The organism is Pantoea sp. AG1095 (assembly GCF_003208415.1).
GTDB classification, from domain to species: domain Bacteria; phylum Pseudomonadota; class Gammaproteobacteria; order Enterobacterales; family Enterobacteriaceae; genus Pantoea; species Pantoea leporis.
The window spans coordinates 748,775-770,017 of the sequence record NZ_QKMJ01000001.1; the positions used below are offsets into that span (position 1 = coordinate 748,775).

Annotated in this window: 16 protein-coding genes; 10 read left to right on the top strand and 6 right to left on the bottom strand. The window is 57.0% G+C overall.

The window, feature by feature from the left end; genetic code table 11:
• Nucleotides 1-372 precede the first annotated feature (372 nt).
• From ytfQ to yjfF, 4 genes are read left to right on the top strand one after another with little or no spacing between them, the layout of a single operon-like run.
• Nucleotides 373-1,329 (top strand): galactofuranose ABC transporter, galactofuranose-binding protein YtfQ, encoded by a 957-nt coding sequence (gene ytfQ, locus DEU53_RS03670; RefSeq protein WP_008110249.1) that lies wholly within the window; start codon nucleotides 373-375, stop codon nucleotides 1,327-1,329.
• Between the two features lie 56 nt (nucleotides 1,330-1,385).
• The gene (locus DEU53_RS03675; RefSeq protein WP_110866055.1) at nucleotides 1,386-2,906 is read left to right on the top strand and encodes a sugar ABC transporter ATP-binding protein; all 1,521 of its coding nucleotides are present in this window, start codon (nucleotides 1,386-1,388) and stop codon (nucleotides 2,904-2,906) included.
• A complete protein-coding gene (gene ytfT, locus DEU53_RS03680) occupies nucleotides 2,899-3,915 on the top strand; it encodes a galactofuranose ABC transporter, ATP-binding protein YtfT (protein WP_101764519.1) in 1,017 nt (338 codons plus the stop codon). The genes DEU53_RS03675 and ytfT overlap by 8 nt, the downstream gene beginning before the upstream one ends.
• Nucleotides 3,912-4,898 carry a galactofuranose ABC transporter, permease protein YjfF gene (gene yjfF, locus DEU53_RS03685; RefSeq protein WP_101764518.1) on the top strand — a complete coding sequence of 329 codons (987 nt, stop codon included), beginning with the start codon at nucleotides 3,912-3,914 and terminating at the stop codon, nucleotides 4,896-4,898. Before ytfT ends, yjfF begins: the two co-directional genes overlap by 4 nt.
• Nucleotides 4,899-5,092: 194 nt before the next feature.
• On the opposite strand, the gene araA is transcribed toward yjfF, so the two are convergent.
• Together araA and DEU53_RS03695 are read right to left on the bottom strand one after the other, a co-directional pair.
• Entirely contained in the window at nucleotides 5,093-6,595 is a 1,503-nt protein-coding gene (gene araA, locus DEU53_RS03690; protein ID WP_110866056.1) for an L-arabinose isomerase, read from the bottom strand.
• A gap of 12 nt (nucleotides 6,596-6,607) precedes the next feature.
• A complete protein-coding gene (locus DEU53_RS03695) occupies nucleotides 6,608-8,293 on the bottom strand; it encodes a ribulokinase (protein ID WP_110866057.1) in 1,686 nt (561 codons plus the stop codon).
• A 365-nt stretch (nucleotides 8,294-8,658) separates the two neighbouring features.
• Between DEU53_RS03695 and DEU53_RS03700 the strand changes: the two genes are divergently transcribed.
• From DEU53_RS03700 to DEU53_RS03720, 5 genes are all read left to right on the top strand, one after another.
• Nucleotides 8,659-9,642 carry an arabinose ABC transporter substrate-binding protein gene (locus DEU53_RS03700; protein ID WP_101764515.1) on the top strand — a complete coding sequence of 328 codons (984 nt, stop codon included), beginning with the start codon at nucleotides 8,659-8,661 and terminating at the stop codon, nucleotides 9,640-9,642.
• A 174-nt stretch (nucleotides 9,643-9,816) separates the two neighbouring features.
• On the top strand, nucleotides 9,817-11,337 hold the full coding sequence (araG, locus tag DEU53_RS03705; RefSeq protein WP_110866058.1) for an L-arabinose ABC transporter ATP-binding protein AraG: 1,521 nt from the start codon (nucleotides 9,817-9,819) through the stop codon (nucleotides 11,335-11,337).
• A 17-nt stretch (nucleotides 11,338-11,354) separates the two neighbouring features.
• Nucleotides 11,355-12,341 (top strand): L-arabinose ABC transporter permease AraH, encoded by a 987-nt coding sequence (gene araH, locus DEU53_RS03710; RefSeq protein WP_008110235.1) that lies wholly within the window; start codon nucleotides 11,355-11,357, stop codon nucleotides 12,339-12,341.
• 67 nt (nucleotides 12,342-12,408) lie between these two features.
• Nucleotides 12,409-13,326, top strand: coding sequence for an arabinose operon transcriptional regulator AraC (gene araC / locus DEU53_RS03715; RefSeq protein ID WP_008110234.1), 918 nt, complete (start codon nucleotides 12,409-12,411; stop codon nucleotides 13,324-13,326).
• Between the two features lie 77 nt (nucleotides 13,327-13,403).
• Entirely contained in the window at nucleotides 13,404-14,444 is a 1,041-nt protein-coding gene (locus DEU53_RS03720) for an oxidoreductase (protein WP_110866059.1), read from the top strand.
• A 66-nt stretch (nucleotides 14,445-14,510) separates the two neighbouring features.
• Here the strand turns inward: DEU53_RS03720 and add are convergent, their stop codons facing one another.
• From add to malX, 3 genes are all read right to left on the bottom strand, one after another.
• Entirely contained in the window at nucleotides 14,511-15,509 is a 999-nt protein-coding gene (gene add, locus DEU53_RS03725; RefSeq protein ID WP_101764511.1) for an adenosine deaminase, read from the bottom strand.
• 118 nt (nucleotides 15,510-15,627) lie between these two features.
• The gene (locus DEU53_RS03730; protein ID WP_110866060.1) at nucleotides 15,628-16,806 is read right to left on the bottom strand and encodes a MalY/PatB family protein; all 1,179 of its coding nucleotides are present in this window, start codon (nucleotides 16,804-16,806) and stop codon (nucleotides 15,628-15,630) included.
• Nucleotides 16,806-18,392, bottom strand: coding sequence for a maltose/glucose-specific PTS transporter subunit IIBC (gene malX / locus DEU53_RS03735; RefSeq protein ID WP_110866061.1), 1,587 nt, complete (start codon nucleotides 18,390-18,392; stop codon nucleotides 16,806-16,808). Before malX ends, DEU53_RS03730 begins: the two co-directional genes overlap by 1 nt.
• A gap of 174 nt (nucleotides 18,393-18,566) precedes the next feature.
• On the opposite strand from malX, the gene malI reads away from it, so the two are divergent.
• Nucleotides 18,567-19,595, top strand: a complete 1,029-nt coding sequence (gene malI, locus DEU53_RS03740) for a Mal regulon transcriptional regulator MalI (protein ID WP_110866062.1) — start codon at nucleotides 18,567-18,569, stop codon at nucleotides 19,593-19,595.
• Nucleotides 19,596-19,621: 26 nt separating this feature from the next.
• Here malI and DEU53_RS03745 read toward each other — a convergent pair whose 3' ends face one another.
• Entirely contained in the window at nucleotides 19,622-21,121 is a 1,500-nt protein-coding gene (locus DEU53_RS03745) for a YdgA family protein (protein WP_110866063.1), read from the bottom strand.
• Between the last annotated feature and the right edge of the window lie 122 nt (nucleotides 21,122-21,243).

Sequence of the window (21,243 nt, forward strand, 5' to 3'; positions counted from 1 at the left end):
TGTTTATTCCGCTCTGGTCAGCAAATTTATGCACACGCCGTGAAACCGGCACTCACATTCTGTGCGAGCAGTCACAAAACCAATAATTGATTGTCGCGGCAGACCATAACCATTCTTTACGCGCCCGCTGTAATCGTTTCCAGAAGTGAGAAGCATAACCGATTCTGTTTATTACATTTATTTAACGCCCTCCGCAATAATTAGCAGGCATTTTGTCCATAATGCCACGATCTATAAAGCATTGCCTGTTCACGTAACTCCTTTAATTCACTCTGATTTGTGAAGTATGTCGCGCTTGTTTACGCGCTTTTCAGCCAGGCTTAATTCGCGTTTTGTACCCCTACAACACACTCCCTTCAGAGGAATGAAATTATGTGGAAACGTTTACTCTTGACCGCCATGGTGAGCTCGGCACTGAGTACGTCGGTGTTGGCTGCTGATATGACGGTGGGCTTCTCACAGGTTGGGTCGGAATCTGGCTGGCGTTCAGCAGAAACCAATGTGGCAAAAAGTGAAGCGCAAAAGCGCGGTATCACGCTGAAAATCGCCGATGGCCAGCAGAAACAAGAGAATCAAATCAAAGCGGTGCGATCGTTCATCGCGCAGGGCGTTGATGCCATCTTCATTGCGCCGGTGGTGCAAACGGGATGGGAACCGGTGCTGGAAGAAGCCAAAGACGCCAAAATCCCGGTGTTCTTACTCGATCGCGCCATCGTGGTGAAAGACAAATCGCTGTACATGGCGGTGGTCACTGCGGACAACGTGCTGGAAGGCAAGTTGATTGGCGACTGGCTGGTGAAAACGGTCGCGGACAAAAAATGTAACGTCGTCGAGTTGCAAGGTACCGTCGGCGCCAGCGTGGCAATTGACCGTAAGAAAGGCTTCGCCGAAGCCATCGCCGGCCACGACAATATCAAAGTGATTCGCTCGCAGTCCGGTGACTTTACCCGCAGTAAAGGTAAAGAGGTGATGGAGAGCTTTATCAAGGCGGAAAACAACGGCAAGAACATCTGCATGGTTTACGCGCATAACGATGATATGGCGATCGGTGCGATTCAGGCGATTAAAGAAGCTGGCCTCAAGCCAGGCAAAGATATCCTGACCGGTTCGATTGATGGCGTGCCCGATATCTATAAAGCGATGCTGGCCGGTGAAGCCAATGCCAACGTGGAGCTGACGCCTAATATGGCCGGTCCGGCATTCGACGCGCTGGAGAAATTCAAGAAAGACGGCACGATGCCGCCGAAAATCATCAAAACAGAATCGAAACTGTATCTGCCGGACTCCGCACAGGCGCAGCTCGATACCAAAAAAGGCATGGGTTACTGATCCCCGCAACCGCCCTTCGGGGCGGTTTTTGATGACGTAAGGCGAGGTAGAACCTGATGAGCACCTCCGATGAAACCGCACTGCTGACCATTAGCGGCGTCAGCAAAGGCTTTCCCGGCGTGAAGGCGCTGGATAATGTCTCGTTCAGCATCCGCAAGGGCGAGATCATGGCGTTGCTGGGCGAAAACGGCGCGGGCAAATCCACGCTGATTAAAGTTCTGACCGGCGTGTATACCCGTGATGCCGGCACGGTAACCCTGAACGGCAAGGCGATTACGCCGCACAACACCGCTGATGCACAGGAGATGGGCATTGGCACGGTTTATCAGGAAGTGAATCTGCTGCCGAATATGTCGGTGGCGGATAATTTGTACATTGGCCGCGAGCCGCGTCGCTTCGGCATGATTGATCGCAAGCGCATGGTGCGCGACGCCGATGCGCTGATGCGCAACTACGGCTTTGTACTCGACGTAACGCGTCCGCTGGGGCATTACTCGGTGGCGATGCAGCAGATCATTGCGATTTGCCGCGCGGTCGATCTCTCCGCGCAGGTGCTGATCCTTGATGAACCGACCGCCAGCCTCGATGCCAATGAAGTCGAAATGCTGTTTACCCTGATGGCGCAGCTAAAAGCCAAAGGGATGAGCCTGATTTTTGTTACCCATTTTCTCGACCAGGTTTACCGCATTACCGATCGCATCACCGTGCTGCGTAACGGCCAGTTTATTGCCACGCGCGATACCGCCACACTGCCGCAGATTGAACTGATCAAGCTGATGCTGGGACGCGAGCTGCTGGAAACCGCTTTGCAGCGTCAGGGCAGCACACTGCGCAGCAATCAGCCGGTGGTGTCATTTGAAGATTATGGCAAGAAGGGCACCATTGAACCCTTCAACCTGCAGGTGCGCCCGGGTGAAGTGGTGGGACTGGCCGGACTGCTCGGTTCAGGCCGTACCGAAACCGCCGAAGTGCTGTTTGGCATTCGCCGGGCCGATCGCGGCACCGCGACCATCAAGGGCAAAGTGCAGAACATCCGCACGCCCGCCAAGGCTTCGCGCCTCGGTATGGGTTTCTGTCCGGAAGATCGTAAAACCGACGGCATCATTGGTGGCGCGTCGGTGCGCGAAAATATCATTCTGGCACTACAGGCGCAGCGCGGCTGGCTGCGACCGATCAAGCGTCGTGAGCAGCAGGAGATCGCTGAGCGCTTTATCAAGAGCCTCGGCATTCGCACGCCGCATGCCGATCAGCCGGTTGAGCTGTTGTCCGGCGGCAATCAGCAGAAGGTGCTGCTGTCGCGCTGGCTGGTGACCAAACCGCAATTCCTGATCCTCGACGAGCCAACGCGCGGCATCGATGTCGGCGCGCACGCCGAAATCATTCGCTTAATTGAAACCCTGTGCGCCGACGGATTGGCGCTGCTGGTTATCTCCTCTGAACTCGAAGAACTGGTGGGCTATGCCGATCGCGTGTTGATCATGCGCGATTTGAAGCAGGTGGCCGAAATCCCGCTTGAGCAGCTGTCGGTATCCGCGATCGTCAACGCCATCGCCGATGGAGGAGTACAACATGCTTGAATCCCCTATGACACATGACAAACCCGAACGGCGTAAGCCGAAGCTGCCGCCTGGCATGCCGCAGATTGTGGCGCTGATTCTGGTGCTGCTGGTGGATAGCCTGGTGGCGAATAACTTTTTTGCCATTCACATTCAGGATGGCCGTTTGTTCGGCAGCCCGATTGATATCCTCAATCGCGCCGCGCCGGTGGCGCTGCTGGCGATTGGCATGACGCTGGTGATTGCCACCGGCGGCATCGATCTGTCGGTGGGCGCGGTAATGGCGATTGCCGGCGCAACGGCGGCGACCTTGACGGTGGCGGGGCACAGTTTGCCGTTCATCATTCTGGCGACGCTCGGTACCGGCCTGGCCTGCGGTTTATGGAATGGCATTTTGGTGGCGCTACTAAAAATTCAGCCGTTTGTCGCCACTTTGATTTTAATGGTGGCGGGACGCGGCGTGGCGCAGCTGATTACACAGGGCCAAATCGTTACCTTCAACAGCGATAGCCTGGCGTGGTTTGGTAGCGGTTCGCTGTGGCTGCTGCCGGTGCCGGTATGGATTACGCTGCTGGTGGCGCTCGTGGTGTGGCTGCTGACGCGCAAAACCGCGCTCGGACTGTTTATCGAAGCGGTCGGTATTAACCTGCGTGCGGCGCGCAATGCCGGTGTGAATGGCTGGCTGGTGGTGATGTCGACCTATGTGATTAGCGGCATGTGCGCGGCGGTGGCGGGCATGATCGTCGCTGCGGATATTCGCGGTGCCGATGCTAATAATGCCGGTTTGTGGCTGGAGCTGGATGCCATTCTGGCGGTGGTGATTGGCGGTGCTTCGCTGATGGGCGGGCGCTTCAATCTGGTGCTGTCACTGATTGGCGCGTTGATTATTCAGTCGATGAATACCGGTATTTTGCTGTCCGGCTTCCAGCCTGAACTCAATCAGGTGGTGAAAGCGGTGGTGGTGATGTGCGTATTGCTGCTGCAGTCGCCACGCTTTATTGCCATGTTGAAACGGAGACGCCCGAAATGATGAAACGTCATCTGCCCTTGATGATCACGCTGCTGGTGTTTGTGGCGGGTTATCTGTTTTGCCTGAGCCAATTTCCCGGCTTCGCTTCAACGCGCGTGATCTGCAATATCCTCACCGATAACGCTTTCCTCGGCATTATCGCCGTGGGGATGACGTTCGTGATTTTGTCCGGCGGCATTGATCTGTCGGTGGGCGCGGTGATTGCCTTCAGCGGCGTGTTCCTCGCGCGGGTGATTGGTGATTATCATCTCGATCCGCTTCTGGCGTTTGCGCTGGTGCTGGCGATGGGCGCGCTATTTGGCGCGATGATGGGCTGGCTGATCGATGCGCTGAAAATCCCGGCGTTTATCATTACGCTGGCGGGGATGTTTTTCCTGCGCGGCTGCAGCTATCTGGTGTCGGAGAACTCGATTCCTATCGATCATCCGCTCTATACCACGCTGTCGAGTCTGGCGTGGAAGATCCCCGGCGGCGGACGCCTGAGTTTGCTGGCGCTGATTATGCTGGTGGTGGTACTCGGCGGGATTATTCTGGCGCACCGAACGCGCTTTGGTAATCAGGTGTATGCGATTGGCGGCAGCCTGACTTCGGCGCAGTTGATGGGCGTGTCAACGCGCGCGACCACCATCAGGATTTATATGCTGTCGACCACGCTGGCGACATTAGCGGGCATTGTGTTCTCCATTTATACCTCGGCAGGCTATGCGCTAGCGGGATTGGGTGTGGAACTGGACGCGATTGCCTCGGTGGTGATTGGCGGCACCTTGTTGTCCGGCGGCGTGGGCACGGTGTTGGGCACGCTGTTTGGCGTGTTGATTCAGGGATTGATTCAGACGTGGATTAACTTCGACGGCACCTTGAGTTCATGGTGGACCAAGATCGCCATCGGCATTCTGCTGTTTGCATTTATCGCGCTGCAACGCCTGCTCACCGTGATGTGGGATCGCCAGCAGAACGCACCTGTTAAGCGTTTGACCTCCTAACTTCTTCACCCGCCTTTCCCTCACCCCAACCCTCTCCCGCGCGCGGGAGAGGGAGCCGCCGGTGCAGCGATAAGCAGCACTCTTCCCTGAAGCAAAAGCAGACGTTGAGTTCGGAGTGACAGCGTTTATAAAACGGTTCCTTCTCCCGCTTGCGGGAGAAGGTTAGGATGAGGGGAATATCGCAGAGGACGAAATCAACGTGCCAGGCGGTAATACGCCTCATTCCAGCGCAGCGCATCTTTAAATGCCGGTAAGCGCGTCTCCTCATCAATCACCAGCACTTCAATGCCATTCAGCTCGCCGTACAGATACATATCATCCAGATCCAGCGCCTGGCTGAACACCGTGTGGTGCGCGCCGCCGGCCAGAATCCAGGCTTCTGATGCGGTGGCCAGCGACGGCTGGGCACGCCACAGCGCACGGGCCACCGGCAATTTTGGCAGCGGTTTGGGCTGTTCGATCGCATCCACCACATTCACCAGCAAACGGAAACGATCGCCCAGATCGATGACGCTGGCATTCACCGCGCGTCCGGCCGGCGTGGAGAAGATCATGCGCGCCGGATCGGCTTTGTCGCCAATGCCGAGGAACTGCACATCAATCAGCGGCTTCTCCTCTTTGGCGATGGACGGGCACACTTCCAGCATGTGCGAGCCCAGCACCAAATCATTGCCCGGTGAGAAGTGATAGGTGTAATCCTCCATAAAGGAAGTACCGCCCGCGCGTGTGCCTGCCTGGATCTTGAGAATGTGCAGCAGCGCGGCGGTTTTCCAGTCGCCTTCACCGGCAAATCCATAGCCCTGGCCCATCAAGCGCTGCACCGCCAAACCGGGCAGTTGCGTCATGCCGTGCAAAGTCTGGAAGTTGGTGGTAAAGGCTTTGCAGCCCTCGGCTTCGAGGAAACGTTTCAGACCCAGCTCAATGCGTGCCGCATCCAGTACGTTTTGACGTTTGTCGCCATTGACGGCGGCGGCATCGGTGAAGCGATATTGGCTTTCGTATTCATCGATCAGCGCGTTGACGTCGCCATCGCTGACGCTATTCACCACCTCGACCAAATCGCCCACGCCCCAGCCATTCACGGAGTAACCAAACTGAATCTGCGCCGCGACTTTATCGCCTTCGGTCACCGCCACTTCGCGCATGTTGTCGCCGAAGCGCGCCACTTTCAGCTGCTGGCTGGCCTGTTTTGCCAGCGCGGCATTGATCCAGCGTCCGATGCGCTGCTGGCTGGCTTTATCCTGCCAGTGACCGGTAACCACGCTGTGTTGCAAACCCATGCGCGCGCCGATAAAGCCGAACTCGCGGCCGCCGTGCGCGGTTTGGTTAAGGTTCATAAAGTCCATATCCATGCTGTCCCACGGAATCTCCGCGTTGAACTGGGTATGGAATTGCAGCAGCGGCTTATTCAGAATGCTCAGGCCACCAATCCACATCTTGGCCGGCGAGAAGGTGTGCAGCCAGGTAATGATGCCGACACACTGATTATCGTGGTTAGCGTCGCGGCACAATGCCAGCGCTTCGTCTGGTGATTTCACCAGCGGCTTCAGCACCAGCGACACCGGCAAGGTGCCGGCCTGATTCAATCCGTCCATCACCTGGCGGGCGTGCTGTTCCACCTGACGCAAGGTTTCCGCGCCGTAAAGGTGCTGCGTACCAATAACAAACCACACCTGTTGTGCGTTGTGCTGTTCCATTAAATCTCTCCTTTACTGAGCGGATGCGGTGCGCGCGGCGTACTGCGGTTCAGCAGCCTGGCACCAGTTTTGATAACGTTGATAAAGTTGCTGATAAACCACCACGCGCGCGGCGTTGGGTTGCAGCGTCACATCAATCGGACTGGCCATTACCTGCTGGGCGGCAGGCACATTGGCATAGACGCCCGCGGCCACGGCGGCAAAAATGGCCGCGCCGAGCGCACAGCATTCGTCAGAGGCGACAATATCCAGCGGACGGTTCATGACGTCGCAGCACGCCTGCATGATGGCGGGGGATTTGCGGGCGATGCCGCCGAGCGTCAGGATGCTCTGCACCGGAATCTGCTGCTGTTCGAAACACTCCATAATGGCGCGTGCGCCAAACGCGGTGGCGGCGATCAGGCCACCAAACAGCGCGGGCGCATCGGTGCCGAGATTGAGATCGGTGATCACACCTTTTAAGCGCTGATTGGCGTCTGGCGTGCGGCGGCCGTTGAACCAGTCAAGCACCACCGGCAGATGATCGAGTTGCGGATTGGCCGCCCAGGCTTCGGTGAGGTTGCGGATCAGATCTTTTTGCAGCGCGGCTAACTGCGGTTGCAGCTCCGGATGGTGCTGCGCCGCCTGCTGCAGTGGCCAGCCGAGCAGGCGGCTGAACCAGGCATAAATATCGCCAAACGCCGACTGGCCGGCTTCGCAGCCAATCGCGCCCGGCACCACGCTGCCATCTACCTGGCCGCAGATGCCTTTGATGGCGCGGTCGCCAACGGTGTCGCTGTCGGCAATCAGAATGTCGCAGGTTGAGGTGCCAATCACTTTCACCAGCGTATAAGGCTGCGCACCGGCACCAACCGCGCCCATGTGGCAGTCAAACGCGCCGCCCGAAAGAATCACCTGTTGCGATAAGCCGAGGCGCTGCGCCCATTCGCTGCTGAGCGTGCCCACCGGCACATCGGCGGTCCAGGTGTCTGCGAACAAGGGGGAATCAAGCTGCTCGACCAGCAGAGGATCGAGCGCGCGGAAGAAGTCAGCCGGCGGCAAACCTTGCCACTCCGGATGCCACAGTGATTTGTGCCCGGCGGCACAGCGTCCACGACGCAGCTGCGCGGGTGCGGTAGTGCCGCTGAGGAGCGCGGGCACCCAATCGCACAGTTCCACCCAAGACACTGCCGCTTCACGTACCGCAGCATCGGCGCGTGACACGTGCAGTATCTTGGCCCAGAACCACTCCGACGAATAGACGCCGCCAATATAGCGGGTGTAATCGTTGAAACGACCGCTACGACACAGCTGATTGATCTCTTCGGCTTCTTCAATCGCGGTGTGATCTTTCCACAGCACGAACATCGCGTTGGGGTTGGTGGCGAATTCCGGGCGCAGCGCCAGCACGTTGCCATCACGATCGATGGGCGCAGGCGTCGAGCCGGTGGAATCCACGCCAATCCCCACTACGGCGGCGCGCTGTTCAGGCGTTAAGGCGTTAACCACGGTGACAATCGCCTGCTCTAACGCATCGATATAGTCCTGCGGATGGTGACGAAAGCGATTGGCGTGCGCATCGCAAAATTCGCCGTTGGCCCAGCGTGCATAGTTGACCACCGCTTTTTCCAGCTCTTTACCACTGTGACAGTCCACGGCCAGCGCACGCACCGAGTCACTGCCAAAATCCAGCCCAATTGTTATGGTGCCAGCACCCATTGGGATTCTCCTGTGTGAGTTATCTGGCTCTATCCTGGAATGGGGCGGCAGAAGCGGTTAGTCATCAGTCGCTGAGAATATGCACTTTTCTGTCATCGGGGGGGATGTGTGATCCACTGCAAAAGTTAACGACCGGTTAAATTTGCTGAATATATGGAGGATTTTGTCATCGTTTTGGGATGTGATACCGCTCTACATTTTTCCTGTCCATTCCCGCTACAACTAGCCCAGCGTTTGCGCAGCCTTTGTACAACCTTTGCGCTAACGCGCTGATTTTTAGCTGTACCCCACAGAATGATTTGATTGGTAGCGTTTACACCGATTGGTTAATAACAGCCTAAAACAACATTATGCCGGAGAGCATCATGCATAAATTCACTAAAACGCTGGCGGCGCTAGGTCTCGCTGCGGTTATGTCACAATCCGCTATCGCCGAGACCATGAAACTCGGTTTCCTCGTTAAACAACCGGAGGAACCCTGGTTCCAGACCGAATGGAAATTCGCGGATAAAGCCGGCAAGGATCTCGGCTTTGAAGTGATCAAAATTGCCGTGCCCGACGGTGAGAAAACCCTTAACGCCATCGACAGCCTGGCCGCCAGCGGCGCGAAAGGCTTCGTCATCTGTACGCCGGACCCTAAGCTCGGCTCCGCGATTGTCGCCAAAGCGCGCGGTTACGGTCTGAAAGTGATTGCCGTCGATGATCAGTTCGTGACCGCCAAAGGCAAGCCGATGGATACCGTGCCATTGGTGATGATGGCCGCAACCAAGATTGGCGAGCGTCAGGGGCAGGAACTGTATAAAGAGATGCAGAAACGCGGTTGGGATGTGAAAGAGACCGGCGTGATGGCCATCACCGCCAACGAACTCGACACCGCACGCCGTCGCACCAGCGGTTCGATGGACGCGCTGAAAGCTGCCGGTTTCCCGGAGAAGCAGATCTATCAGGTGCCGACCAAATCCAATGATATTCCAGGCGCCTTTGACGCCGGTAACTCGCTGCTGGTGCAGCATCCGGAAGTGAAACACTGGCTGATTCTCGGCATGAACGATAACACCGTGCTGGGCGGCGTTCGCGCCACCGAAGGCCAGGGCTTTAAAGCGCCCGATGTGATCGGTATCGGCATTAACGGTGTTGATGCGGTGAGTGAGCTGTCGAAAGGATCCGCCACCGGTTTCTACGGTTCGCTGCTGCCAAGCCCGGACGTGCACGGTTATAAGAGCAGCGAGATGCTCTACAACTGGGTGACCAAAGATCAGGAGCCGCCGAAGTTCACCGAGGTCACCGATGTGGTGCTGATTACCCGCGATAACTTCAAAGCCGAGCTGGATAAGAAAGGGCTGAAGTAATCACGTTGTTCGTTGTTTGAGCAGCACCATCTAAATGTTTAGCCAAAATGATTCGTGCTGTAACAAGGCGGCAAGTGCACTTATCCCCGGGAGCTTACTTTTGTAAGTGACCGGGGTAAGTTCACGCAGCCAACGCAGTTACAGTGCGAAGCATGAAGGCTTAGAGGAGTCACCATGAACACTGATCAAGCCTTTCTGTCGTTTCATGGCATCAGCAAAACCTTTCCCGGCGTGAAAGCGCTGCAGGACATCTCATTCAGCTGCCGTGCCGGCGAAGTGCACGCGCTGATGGGGGAGAACGGTGCCGGTAAATCGACGCTGTTGAAGATCCTCAGCGGCAGCTACCAGCCCAGCGGCGGCGAGATCCGCATTAAAGGCCAGCCGAAGAGTTTCAACACCACCGTGGATGCGCTGGATGCCGGCGTGGCGATCATTTACCAGGAACTGCATCTGGTGCCGGAAATGAGCGTGGCGGAAAATATCTATCTCGGCCAGCTGCCGCACAAGCGCGGTCTGGTGAATCGCAAACTGCTGCGCTATGAAGCCGGTTTGCAGCTGCAAAATCTTGGCATGGATATCGATCCGGACATGCCGCTGAAATACCTGTCACTCGGCCAATGGCAGATGGTGGAGATCGCCAAAGCGCTGGCGCGTAACGCGCGCATCATCGCTTTTGACGAACCGACCAGCTCGCTGTCGGCGCGCGAAATTGATCACTTGTTCCGCGTCATCCGTCAGCTACGCGAGCAGGGCCGTACCGTGTTGTACGTGTCGCATCGCATGGAGGAGATTTTTGCCCTGAGCGATGCCATCACCGTGTTTAAAGATGGCCGCTACGTGCGCACCTTCACCGACATGAAAAACACCCATCACGATGATTTGGTACAGGCGATGGTGGGGCGCAATCTGGGGGATATTTATGGTTACGCGCCGCGTGAACTGGGCCCGGTGCGTCTGCAGCTGGACGCGGTGGAGGCAAAGGGCGTGCGCACGCCGATTTCGTTGACGGTGCGTGCCGGTGAAATCGTTGGCCTGTTTGGTTTAGTGGGCGCGGGACGCAGTGAACTGATGAAAGGGCTGTTCGGTGCCACTAAATTGCGCGGCGGCAGCGTGACGCTGGATGGCAAAAAGCTCAACATTCGCCAGCCGATCGACGCCATCCGCGCCGGCATCATGCTGTGCCCGGAAGATCGCAAATCTGAAGGCATCATTCCGGTGCATTCGGTGCGCGATAACATCAACATCAGCGCGCGTCGCCACAATCTCACCGCTGGTTGCCTGATCAAACCGAGCTGGGAAGCGAAAAACGCCGATATCCACATTCGTTCACTCAACATTAAAACGCCAGGCCCGCAGCAGCTGATCATGAATCTTTCCGGAGGCAACCAGCAGAAGGCGATTCTGGGCCGCTGGCTGTCGGAAGAGATGAACGTGATCCTGCTCGATGAGCCGACGCGCGGCATTGACGTCGGTGCCAAACACGAAATCTACAACCTGATTTATCAACTGGCGAAAAAGGGGATTGCGGTGCTGTTTGCCTCCAGCGATCTGCCGGAAGTGATGGGATTAGCCGACCGCATTCTGGTGATGCGTGAAGGTTCCATTGCCGGTGAACTGTCCCACGATACGGCCACAGAGCAGCTGACGCTGAGCCTGGCGATGCCGAAAACCACTCAAGCGGCCGCCGTGGCCTGATGTAAAGGAGAGCAATAATGGCTTCATCTACCACTTCCAACACGCCACCGGTGCAGCGCAACGGGCTACAACTGGGGCGGATTTGGGACAACTTCGGCATGCTGGTGGTGTTCGCACTGCTGTTTATCGTTTGTGCCATTTTCGTGCCGAACTTTGGTTCTATCATCAACATGAAAGGGCTTGGGCTGGCGATGTCGATGTCCGGCATGGTGGCGTGCGGCATGCTGTTCTGTCTGGCTTCCGGCGACTTTGACCTGTCCGTGGCGTCGGTGATTGCCTGCGCCGGTGTGGTCACCGCGGTGGTGATCAACATGACCGAAAGCCTGTGGATTGGCGTGGCAGCCGGATTGCTGCTCGGCATGGCCACCGGTTTTATCAACGGCTTCGTCATTGCGCGGCTGAAAATCAACGCCCTGATCACCACGCTGGCCACCATGCAGATTGTGCGCGGCCTGGCTTACATCTTCTCCGACGGCAAAGCGGTGGGGATTGAAGACGAGCGCTTCTTTACCCTCGGATACGCCAACTGGCTCGGCGTGCCGGCACCGATTTGGCTCACCATCGCTACCATGGTGCTGTTCGGTTTCCTGCTGAACAAAACCACCTTTGGTCGCAACACGCTGGCGATTGGCGGCAATGAAGAAGCAGCGCGTCTGGCCGGCGTGCCGGTGGTACGCACGCGTATCATCATCTTCATTCTGTCCGGTTTAGTGTCGGCGGCGGCGGGCATCATTCTGGCGTCGCGCATGACCAGCGGCCAGCCCATGACCTCGCTCGGATACGAGCTGATTGTGATTTCAGCTTGCGTGCTGGGCGGCGTCTCGCTGAAAGGCGGCATCGGCAAAATTTCATACGTAGTGGCGGGCGTGCTAATTCTGGGCACGGTTGAGAATGCGATGAATTTATTGAATATCTCGCCATTCTCACAGTATGTAGTGCGCGGTTTGATACTGTTAGCGGCGGTGATTTTTGACCGCTACAAACAGAAAAGTAAAGCCGCCTGATAACCCAGGCTGAGCGTGCCGGAAAGTGGGCACGCTTAGCGCCACGAAACGGAAAAGTGAGGGCATTATGTACCATCGCGAACCCCCAAGTGAGCAGCAGAATCCCTTATTGCCGGGCTATGCGTTCAATGCCTGGCTGGTGGCAGGCTTAACGCCGATTAATGCCAATGACGCACTCGATTTCTTTATCGATCGTCCGCACGGCATGAAAGGTTACATCCTTAATCTGACCATCAAAGGTCAGGGGCGCGTGTTTGATGGCGAATCCGCTTTCGACTGCGAGCCGGGCGATCTGCTGCTATTTCAACCGAAAACCCCGCACTATTACGGCCGCGCGCCAGACAGCCCGTGCTGGTTCCATCGCTGGGTCTATTTCCGTCCGCGTGCTTACTGGACCGATTGGTTGCAGTGGCAAGATGAAAGTCAGGGCGTGGGGCGCTTGCGTCTGTCGGAAGCGCAGCGTGCCGAGTTTGATCGCCTGTTCGCCAGCATCGAGCAAACTCACAACTCCGGACGTCGCTTCGCCGAAGAGCTGGCGATGAATCTGCTGGAGCGCTTGCTGCTGCGCGCGGTGGAAGAGGATCCGCGTAGCCATCAACAGATCCGCGATCCGCGCGTGATTGAAGCTTGCCAGTACGTCACCAATCATCTGGCGGGTGAAGTGAAGATTGAAGAAGTGGCGCGCCATGTTTGCCTGTCGCCTTCACGCCTGGCGCATCTGTTCCGCGAGCAAATGGGCATTAATCTGCTGCGCTGGCGCGAAGATCAGCGGGTGATCCGCGCCAAACTGCTGCTGCAAACCACTCAGGAACCGATCGCTTCCGTCGGGCGTGAAGTGGGCTACGATGACCAACTTTACTTCTCACGCGTGTTCCGCAAACGCGTTGGCGTCAGCCCCAGCGACTTCCGCCGCCGCAGCCAGGATGCGCAGGATGCGTTGGTGGCGCACGAGAGCTGGCAATCCGCACGGAGTGCTATTTCCTGAGTTTTCAGGTGATTCCGCCTTGTTCTTATAGATTGATTCGTCTTAAATCAGTCTGGTAACGAACAAGAGGAATGAGAATGAGCGATAAATTACGTGTCGGCCTAATCGGCTACGGTTTTGCCAGCAAAACCTTTCATGCACCCTTGATCGCCGGTACGCCGGATGTTGAGCTGGCGGCGATCTCAAGCAGCGATGCCAGCAAAGTGCATGCTGACTGGCCGTCAGTGCAGGTGGTTTCCGATCCACAAGCGCTGCTGGACGACCCGACACTGCAACTGATTGTTATTCCGACCCCGAATGACACCCACTTCCCATTAGCCAAAGCGGCACTCAACGCCGGTAAACACGTGGTGGTCGATAAGCCGTTTACCGTGACGTTGTCACAAGCACGTGAGCTGGATGCGCTGGCCAAAGCCAAAGGTCTGCTGCTGTCGGTGTTCCATAACCGCCGTTGGGACAGCGATTTCCTGACGCTGAAATCCCTGCTGAACGACGGTACGCTGGGCGAAGTGCGTTACTTCGAATCCCACTTTGACCGTTTCCGTCCGGAAGTGCGACAGCGCTGGCGTGAAATGAAAGGCGCGGGCAGCGGCATTTGGTTCGATCTCGGACCGCACGTGCTGGATCAGGCTTTGCAGCTGTTTGGCACGCCGGTCGCGATCAATGTCGATATGGCAGAGCTGCGTCCGGGCGCGCTAACTACCGATTACTTCCATGCGGTGTTGACCTATCCTACGCGTCGCGTGGTGCTGCATGCCAGCATGCTGGTGGCGGCGGAATCCGCGCGCTTTGTGGTGCACGGTACGCGCGGCAGCTACGTGAAATACGGGCTGGATCCGCAGGAAGATCGTCTGAAAGCGGGTGAACGTCCGCCGCAGGAAGATTGGGGCTACGACATGCGCAACGGCACGCTGACCCTGGCGGAAGGCGATGTGATGGTGGAGAAAGAGCTGTTGACCTTGCCAGGTAACTATCCGGCGTACTACGCAGGTATCCGTGATGCGATTGCGGGCACAGGTGCGAATCCGGTGCAGGCAGAAGAGGCGATTCAGGTGATGGAGTTGATCGAGCTGGGCTTGCAGTCCGCCGAGAAGCGTCAGACCCTGTCGTTGCGTTAATTCTGTTAAAAGATCGCCAGGAATGGCGACCCTACGATCTAAGGTGCGCGTTATGCGCACCTTTTTTTATCCCGCTACGCGCGCGCGCAGCGCGGCTTTCTCTGCATCACTCAGGAACGCGATGGTTACACCATTATCCTGTGCCTGACGCATCTCTTCTGCCGTCAATCCCGCTTGCGGTGCCGCCACTTCATACTCATGGGCCAGCTCAACGCCCTGAACCGCCGGGTCGTCGGTGTTAATGGTGGCGAGAATGCCGTGCTGCAGGAAGGTTTTCAGCGGATGGCTGCTCAGCGACGAAACGGTGCTGGTCTGAATATTCGAAGTGAGGCATGACTCAATCCCAATGCGCTGCTCAGCAAGGAAATCCATCAATGCACGGTCTTCAATCGCCTTCACGCCGTGACCAATACGCTCCGCGCCCAGCTCGCGAATCGCTTGCCAGATGCTTTCCGGGCCTGCGGCTTCACCGGCGTGAACGGTAATGCGGAAACCGGCGTCACGCGCACGATTAAAGTGGCTTAGGAATTCACTGCCTGGGAAGCCGAGTTCGTCACCGGCCAAATCGACGGCGGTGATGCCCTCGCGATGTGCCAGCAAAGCTTCCAGCTCACGCAGGCAAGCTTCTTCACCAAAGGTGCGGCTCATAATGCCGGTCAGGCGTACATCAACGCCGTATTGCTGAATGCCGGCGCGCACACCATCAATCACCGCCTCAACCACGCCGGCAATCGGCAGTTGATGCGTCATCGCCATGTAGCCCGGTGAGAAGCGCAGTTCCGCATAGTGAATGCCAGCGCGCGCCGCATCTTCGACGTTTTCCAGCGCGATACGACGACAGGCATCAAGATCGCCCAGCACTTTCACGCCCCAGTCGAGTTTCTGCAGGAAACTCACCAGATCCGGTTCATTAGCCGTGACCTGCACATGCGGACGCAATGCATCAAGCGTTTCAGCGGGCAGCGCAAGATTATGCTGACGACCTAAGTCGAGAATGGTTTGTGCGCGGATATTGCCATCAAGGTGGCGGTGAATGTCGGTAAGGGGGAGTTTTGGATCAATCATGGCGCACTCGCTTAAGTTTCATAAAGTGCAGAGGATTATAAAAACATCTTGCGCAACAGCGCCAGCGATTTGCGCAAACAGCAAAACGGATGCTGAATTAATCAGCATCCGTGGCATTTTAGAACGATTTTAGCCCGGCAATCAGGCGATCCAGCCCATCATCCAGTTTGCTGCGCGGGCAACCGGCGTTGAGACGCAGATAACCGCGACTCGCCGCGCCATAGGTCGAACCCGGCATGATCGCCACTTTGTGTTGATGAATCAGACGCTGTTGCAGCGCCTGTTCGTCAATGCCAAGCGGATTGAGATCGATCCACGCCAGGTAAGTCACGGCGGGCGGTTGCCAGTTAAGCTGCGGAAACGCCGTGTTCAGGCGCTGCGCGATATGCTGCATGTTGCCACGTAGATGGTCGCGCAGCGCATCCAGCCACGGCGCGCCCGCGCGATAAGCGGCGATGGTAGCGGCAAGCGCCATTACCGCTGGCGAGGATAAGCCATCCTCATGCTTCAGCGCATGGAACCACGCCTGACGATCGCGCTCATCAGGAATGATGCCCCACGCGCCGGTCAGCGCCGGAATGTTGAAGCTCTTGGAGGCCGAGGTGAATAGCGCCCAGGCGGACTGCGCGACCTGGCTCCAGGGTGTATGCTGCGCATCACTCAGCACCATATCCATATGAATTTCATCGCTGATCACCTTCACGCCATGCTTTTCACACAGCGCCGCCATCTGGCGCAGCTCATCTTCGCGCCACACTTTGCCGCTAGGATTGTGCGGACTGCACAGCAGCATCACTTTACAGCGCGGACGCGCCAGCAAACTTTCCAGCTGCGTCATGTCACACAGCCATTCGTTAGCGTGGCGCTGCAGCGGCAGCTCCAGCACGCGACGCTGATTGCCATTGACGGTGTTATAAAACGCATCGTAAGCGGGGGTGTGAATCAGCACTTCATCATCCGGCTGCGTCCAGTGGCGCAACAGCTGCGCCACCATATAAATCACCGACGGGCCATAAACCAGCGATTCTGCCGCCACTTCGGTAGCGAAACGGCTGCGCATCCAATGTTGAATGGCAGAGAGAAAATCATCATGCTGCCAGCGGCTGTAGCCAAACACACCGTGTGCGAGGCGCTGTTGCAGCGCCTCGAGGATGCATGGCGCGGTGGCGAAATCCATATCGGAGATAGTGAAGGGCAGCAAGTCCGCCACGCCGAAACGATCGGCCACGAAATCCCACTGCGTACACCAGCTACCGCGGCGATCCACCACCTGATTGAAAGCGAAATCCTGCATCATTACACCGTCGCGCTCATCAAGTGTGCCATCTCATCTTTGACCGACTGCACCTGCGGGCCCATCACCACTTGCAGATTGGTCGCATTTACATGCACCACGCCAATCGCACCGTTGGCTTTCAGCGTTGCATCATCCACCTTGCTCATATCGACCACGGTAATGCGCAGACGCGTCAGGCAGTTATCCAGTGAGGCGATGTTTTCCACGCCGCCTAGCGCCGACAGAATCGCTGGCGTATTAAAGCCGGATTTGCCCACAGCCGCGCGATTAACCTGCTGCGCTACGCTGTTGGTTTCCACTTCGCGGCCTGGCGTTTTGATGTTGAAGTGACTGATAGCAAAGCGGAAGATGGCGTAATAGCCAACAAACCACACCGCAGCAATCACCGGCACCCAGTACCATTTGGTGGAGAGGCCGTGCAGCACGCCGAAGACGAAGAAGTCGATCACGTTGCCGTCGGTGTTACCGATGGTGACGCCCAGCATCGCCATCACGGTGAAGCCCAAGCCGGTCAACAGCGCGTGGATCAAATACAGCACCGGCGCGACGAACAGGAACAGGAACTCCAGCGGTTCAGTGGTACCGCCCACCACGCAAGCCACCACGCCGGAAATCAGCAGGCCTTTAATTTTATGACGGTTTTCCGGACGGGCGCAGTGATACATCGCCAAGGCCGCACCCGGCAAACCCCCGAGGAAGGCTGGCATTTTACCCTGCGACAGGAAGCGCGTGGCGCTCTCGGCGAAGCCGTGGGTATCCGCACAGGCCAATTGCGCCTGGAAGATAGTTAACGCACCGCTAACACTTTTGCCGCACACATCCATGGTGCCGCCCGCATCGGTAAAGCGGATGATTGCCACCAGAATGTGCTGCAAGCCGAAAGGTAAAAGCAGACGTTCGCCAGTACCGAAGATCATCGGACCAAATTCTCCGGCGCTGTTAATCACCCAGCCGAGGCCGGTAATCGCGCGTGCAAAGAATGGCCAAATCAGCGGAACCACCAGGCCCAGCACGCCCATCGCCATCGCCGTAACGATCGGCACAAAACGCGTACCACCGAAAAACGCCAGCGCATCTGGCAGGCGAATGTTGTGGAAGCGCTCATGTAACCAGAACACCACGATACCGACGATCACCGCGCCGAGAATACCGGTGTCGATGGACTGAATGCCGAGGATGTTTTGTACGTTATTGGCTTTCAGCACCGCCGCATCAGTGGTTGGCAGAATGCCGTTGATGTTGAGCCAGAAGTTGATACTCAGGTTCAGTACCGCGTAGCCAACAAAACCGGCAAAGGCGGCGACGCCTTTATTCTCGCGCGCCATACCGAGCGGAATGGCAATGGCAAACATCACCGGCAGATAGCTAAAGGCAAAAGAGCCGATCTTCGCCAGCCAGATAAACAGGTATTGCAGGAAAGGCTGATCGAGAAGAGGAATTAGCGTCAGGACGTCATGACTGCTGAGGGAACTGCCAATTCCTAACAGAATGCCGCAGAACGAGAGCAGGGCGACGGGCAACATAAAGGTTTTACCCAGACTTTGGAAAAACTCCCAAAGTGACATTTTGGGGCGGCTGGCGGACATAGATTCTCCTGGCAATAAAAGTAAAAGGCTTCAATGTGGTCAAGGATGATAAAACGTTTTACCACTTATTTTTGTGGCTATAATCACAAAGAGTGACTAATTGCAGGCTTTATTTTTGGTGCAATCAGTGTAACGTTTTATCTCTTTGAATTTGGACGTCGGTAACGGAACACTATGTCCCAGCAGAAAACCACTATTCATGATGTGGCGTTGGTCGCCGGGGTGTCGGTCTCTACCGTGTCGTTGGTGCTCTCCGGCAAAGGGCGCATCTCGCCCGCTACGGCCATACGCGTTAATCAGGCGATTGAGCAGCTTGGCTACGTGCGTAATCGCTCAGCCTCGATTTTGCGCGGCGGCGAAAGCGGCGTGATCGGCCTGATCGTGCGCGATCTCAGCCAGCCCTTTTATGCCGCGATGACGGCCGGACTCAGTGAAGTGCTGGAGCAGCAGGGCAAAGTGCTGGTGCTGACACAAAGCGGTCAGCACGGACAACACCTTAAACGCTGTTTTGACACGCTGGTGGCGCAGGGCGCGGAAGGCATTGTGCTTGGCGGCGCGGCGGCGCAAGCAGAAACGCTGGTGCCGCAGGCGCAGGAGCAAAACATCGCGTTGGTTTGCGCTTCGCGCGCCAGCAGCCTCGACAATGTCGACTCACTGCGGCCCGATAACAGCCAGGCGGCGCGCATGGCAACGGAGTATCTGATTCGACAGGGACATCAGCGCATCGCCTGGATGGGCGGTTTGGGATCGTCACTGACGCGCGCCGAGCGGATTGGCGGCTATTGCGCCACCTTGCTGCAATACGGCTTATCGTTCCGGTCCGACTGGATTATCGAGTGCGACGATCGCCAGCAAAGCGTGTCAGCGTTAACGCTGCAGTTGTTGCGTCAACATCCCGGCATCACCGCGATTCTGGCGCATAACGGCAGCACCGCGCTCGGCTGCTATTTTGGCGCGTTACGCTGTGGGCGAACTTTTGGTGAAGGCGCGGTGGATAGCTACTACACGCAGCAGCTGGCGCTGGTGGGCTTTAATGACGATCCGCAGCGGGAGCTGCACGATCCCACCATGACCTTTGTCAGTAGTGAAGCGCGTGATGTGGGGAGAAGGGCGGCGGAGCGGATGTTGCAGCGGCTGGCGCAGCCGGAAGCGGAAATTCAAAGCTTGATTGTGCCACCGCAGCTGATGCGCGGCGAAGTGTAAGGGCGGCCAGTTGGCCGCCCCATGAATTACTCTGGCATACCTTCGCTGGTTGGTGCGCCCAGCATATAGCGTGACAGAAACTGCTCCAGCGTCATCTTGTCGCCATTCATGGTGACCTGGCCGTTACCGTATTGCAGGCTGGTGACGATGTTGTCATCCTGCTGCTGGGTCAGGCGGAACATCTGGCCCATTGCCGCTAAACCTTTCACCTGCTGATCCGCCAGTTTCTGCGCATCGTCGCCCTGATAACCTTCCGCTAAACCGACATGACGCATGGTTTCGGTCGCCATTGGCATATTGATCGCCAGCTTGCCGTCGAGGGTTTTCAGCACGCGATCCACTGCGGCACCCAAACTCTGCGCTTCGCCGCTCACGGTGGCCGGATCGTTAAAGCCCACGTTCAGGTTAAAAGTGCTTTCCCCTTTATCATTTTTCCAGCTCAGCGGCGCGATGCTCAGCGTTGGCGAGCCTTTCAACAGCGTTGGCAGGTTATTACGCAGAATGGTTTGCACGCTGGCCTGATAGCGAATCGGATCTTCCGCCACGCCCGGCTGGTTAAGCAGATCCTGCATCTGCGCGTTGTAAGTATCGGAGAAGGCTTTAACCGCCTGCGCATCAAACTGCGCAAACTTCATCGCCAGCTTAGCTTCACCAAACGGCTGCTTCTGTAGGGTAATCTTGTCAACATCGACATCCAGCTGCCCACCAATCTTGCCTTCTTTATTGTCGAAGGACGAGGTGGTTTTCAGCTTCTCCAGCGACAAACCTTCCTGGCCGTTAATGCTGGCATCCAGTTTATCCAGAGAGATCGACTGATCGCCGACGCGCACGCCTTCCGGGCTGAGATGGGTATCGCCGCTCAGCTTCAGGCCATTCAGCGTAAACAGCACCGGCAGTTCAACCTGATTTTTGCTGGTGACCGCGATGCTGGAGAAGTCGCCGTCGAGGCTGACTTTGTCACCTTTGCTGTCGGCGCTGATGTTCAGCGTGCCGCCATTGGTGGCCAGACGATCGCCGGTCTGCGGATTGTTGTAATCCACCGCCAGCAGGTTGAGATCGGTATTGGTCGCACCGCTGTAGCCGACGCGGGTATCGGCGTTGACCAGCGATTTGCCGTTGGTCAGTTCAAACAGTTTCTTCACCGCATCGGTGTTTTCCAGTTCGGTATGCACAGACGCCATACTTGGGATCAGGCTGCCGCGCTTCAACTGGGCGAACGGGAAAGGACCGTGATCGATCGTCTCGTTCAGCACGATGCTTTGACCAGGCTTCAACAGTGGATTGTCATTGGTTTGCGAGCTGGCCTGCACCACCAATTTGGTTTTGCTGCTGAACACGCCACGCTGATAATCCTGATAGCTCAGCGTCAAACGGCTGTTCGGCGCGTAAGCATTTAGCTGCGCGTTGGCGTTCTGCAACATCTCATCCATATGGCTTTCCAGTTGTTTACCGGTAAACCATGCAGCACCAGTCCAAATCACGCCGAGCGCCACAATCACACCTACGGCAACCTGGGTCTTTTTCATCGCTGTGTCGTCCTTATCCTTGCGTCCGCACGCCGCTGGTCGGTGCGCGACGGGTGAAGAAAAACGCCCGCAGGCGTTTTAAATTAATAGTTTAAAAGAATAGCAGTTAATGCTGGCAGCGT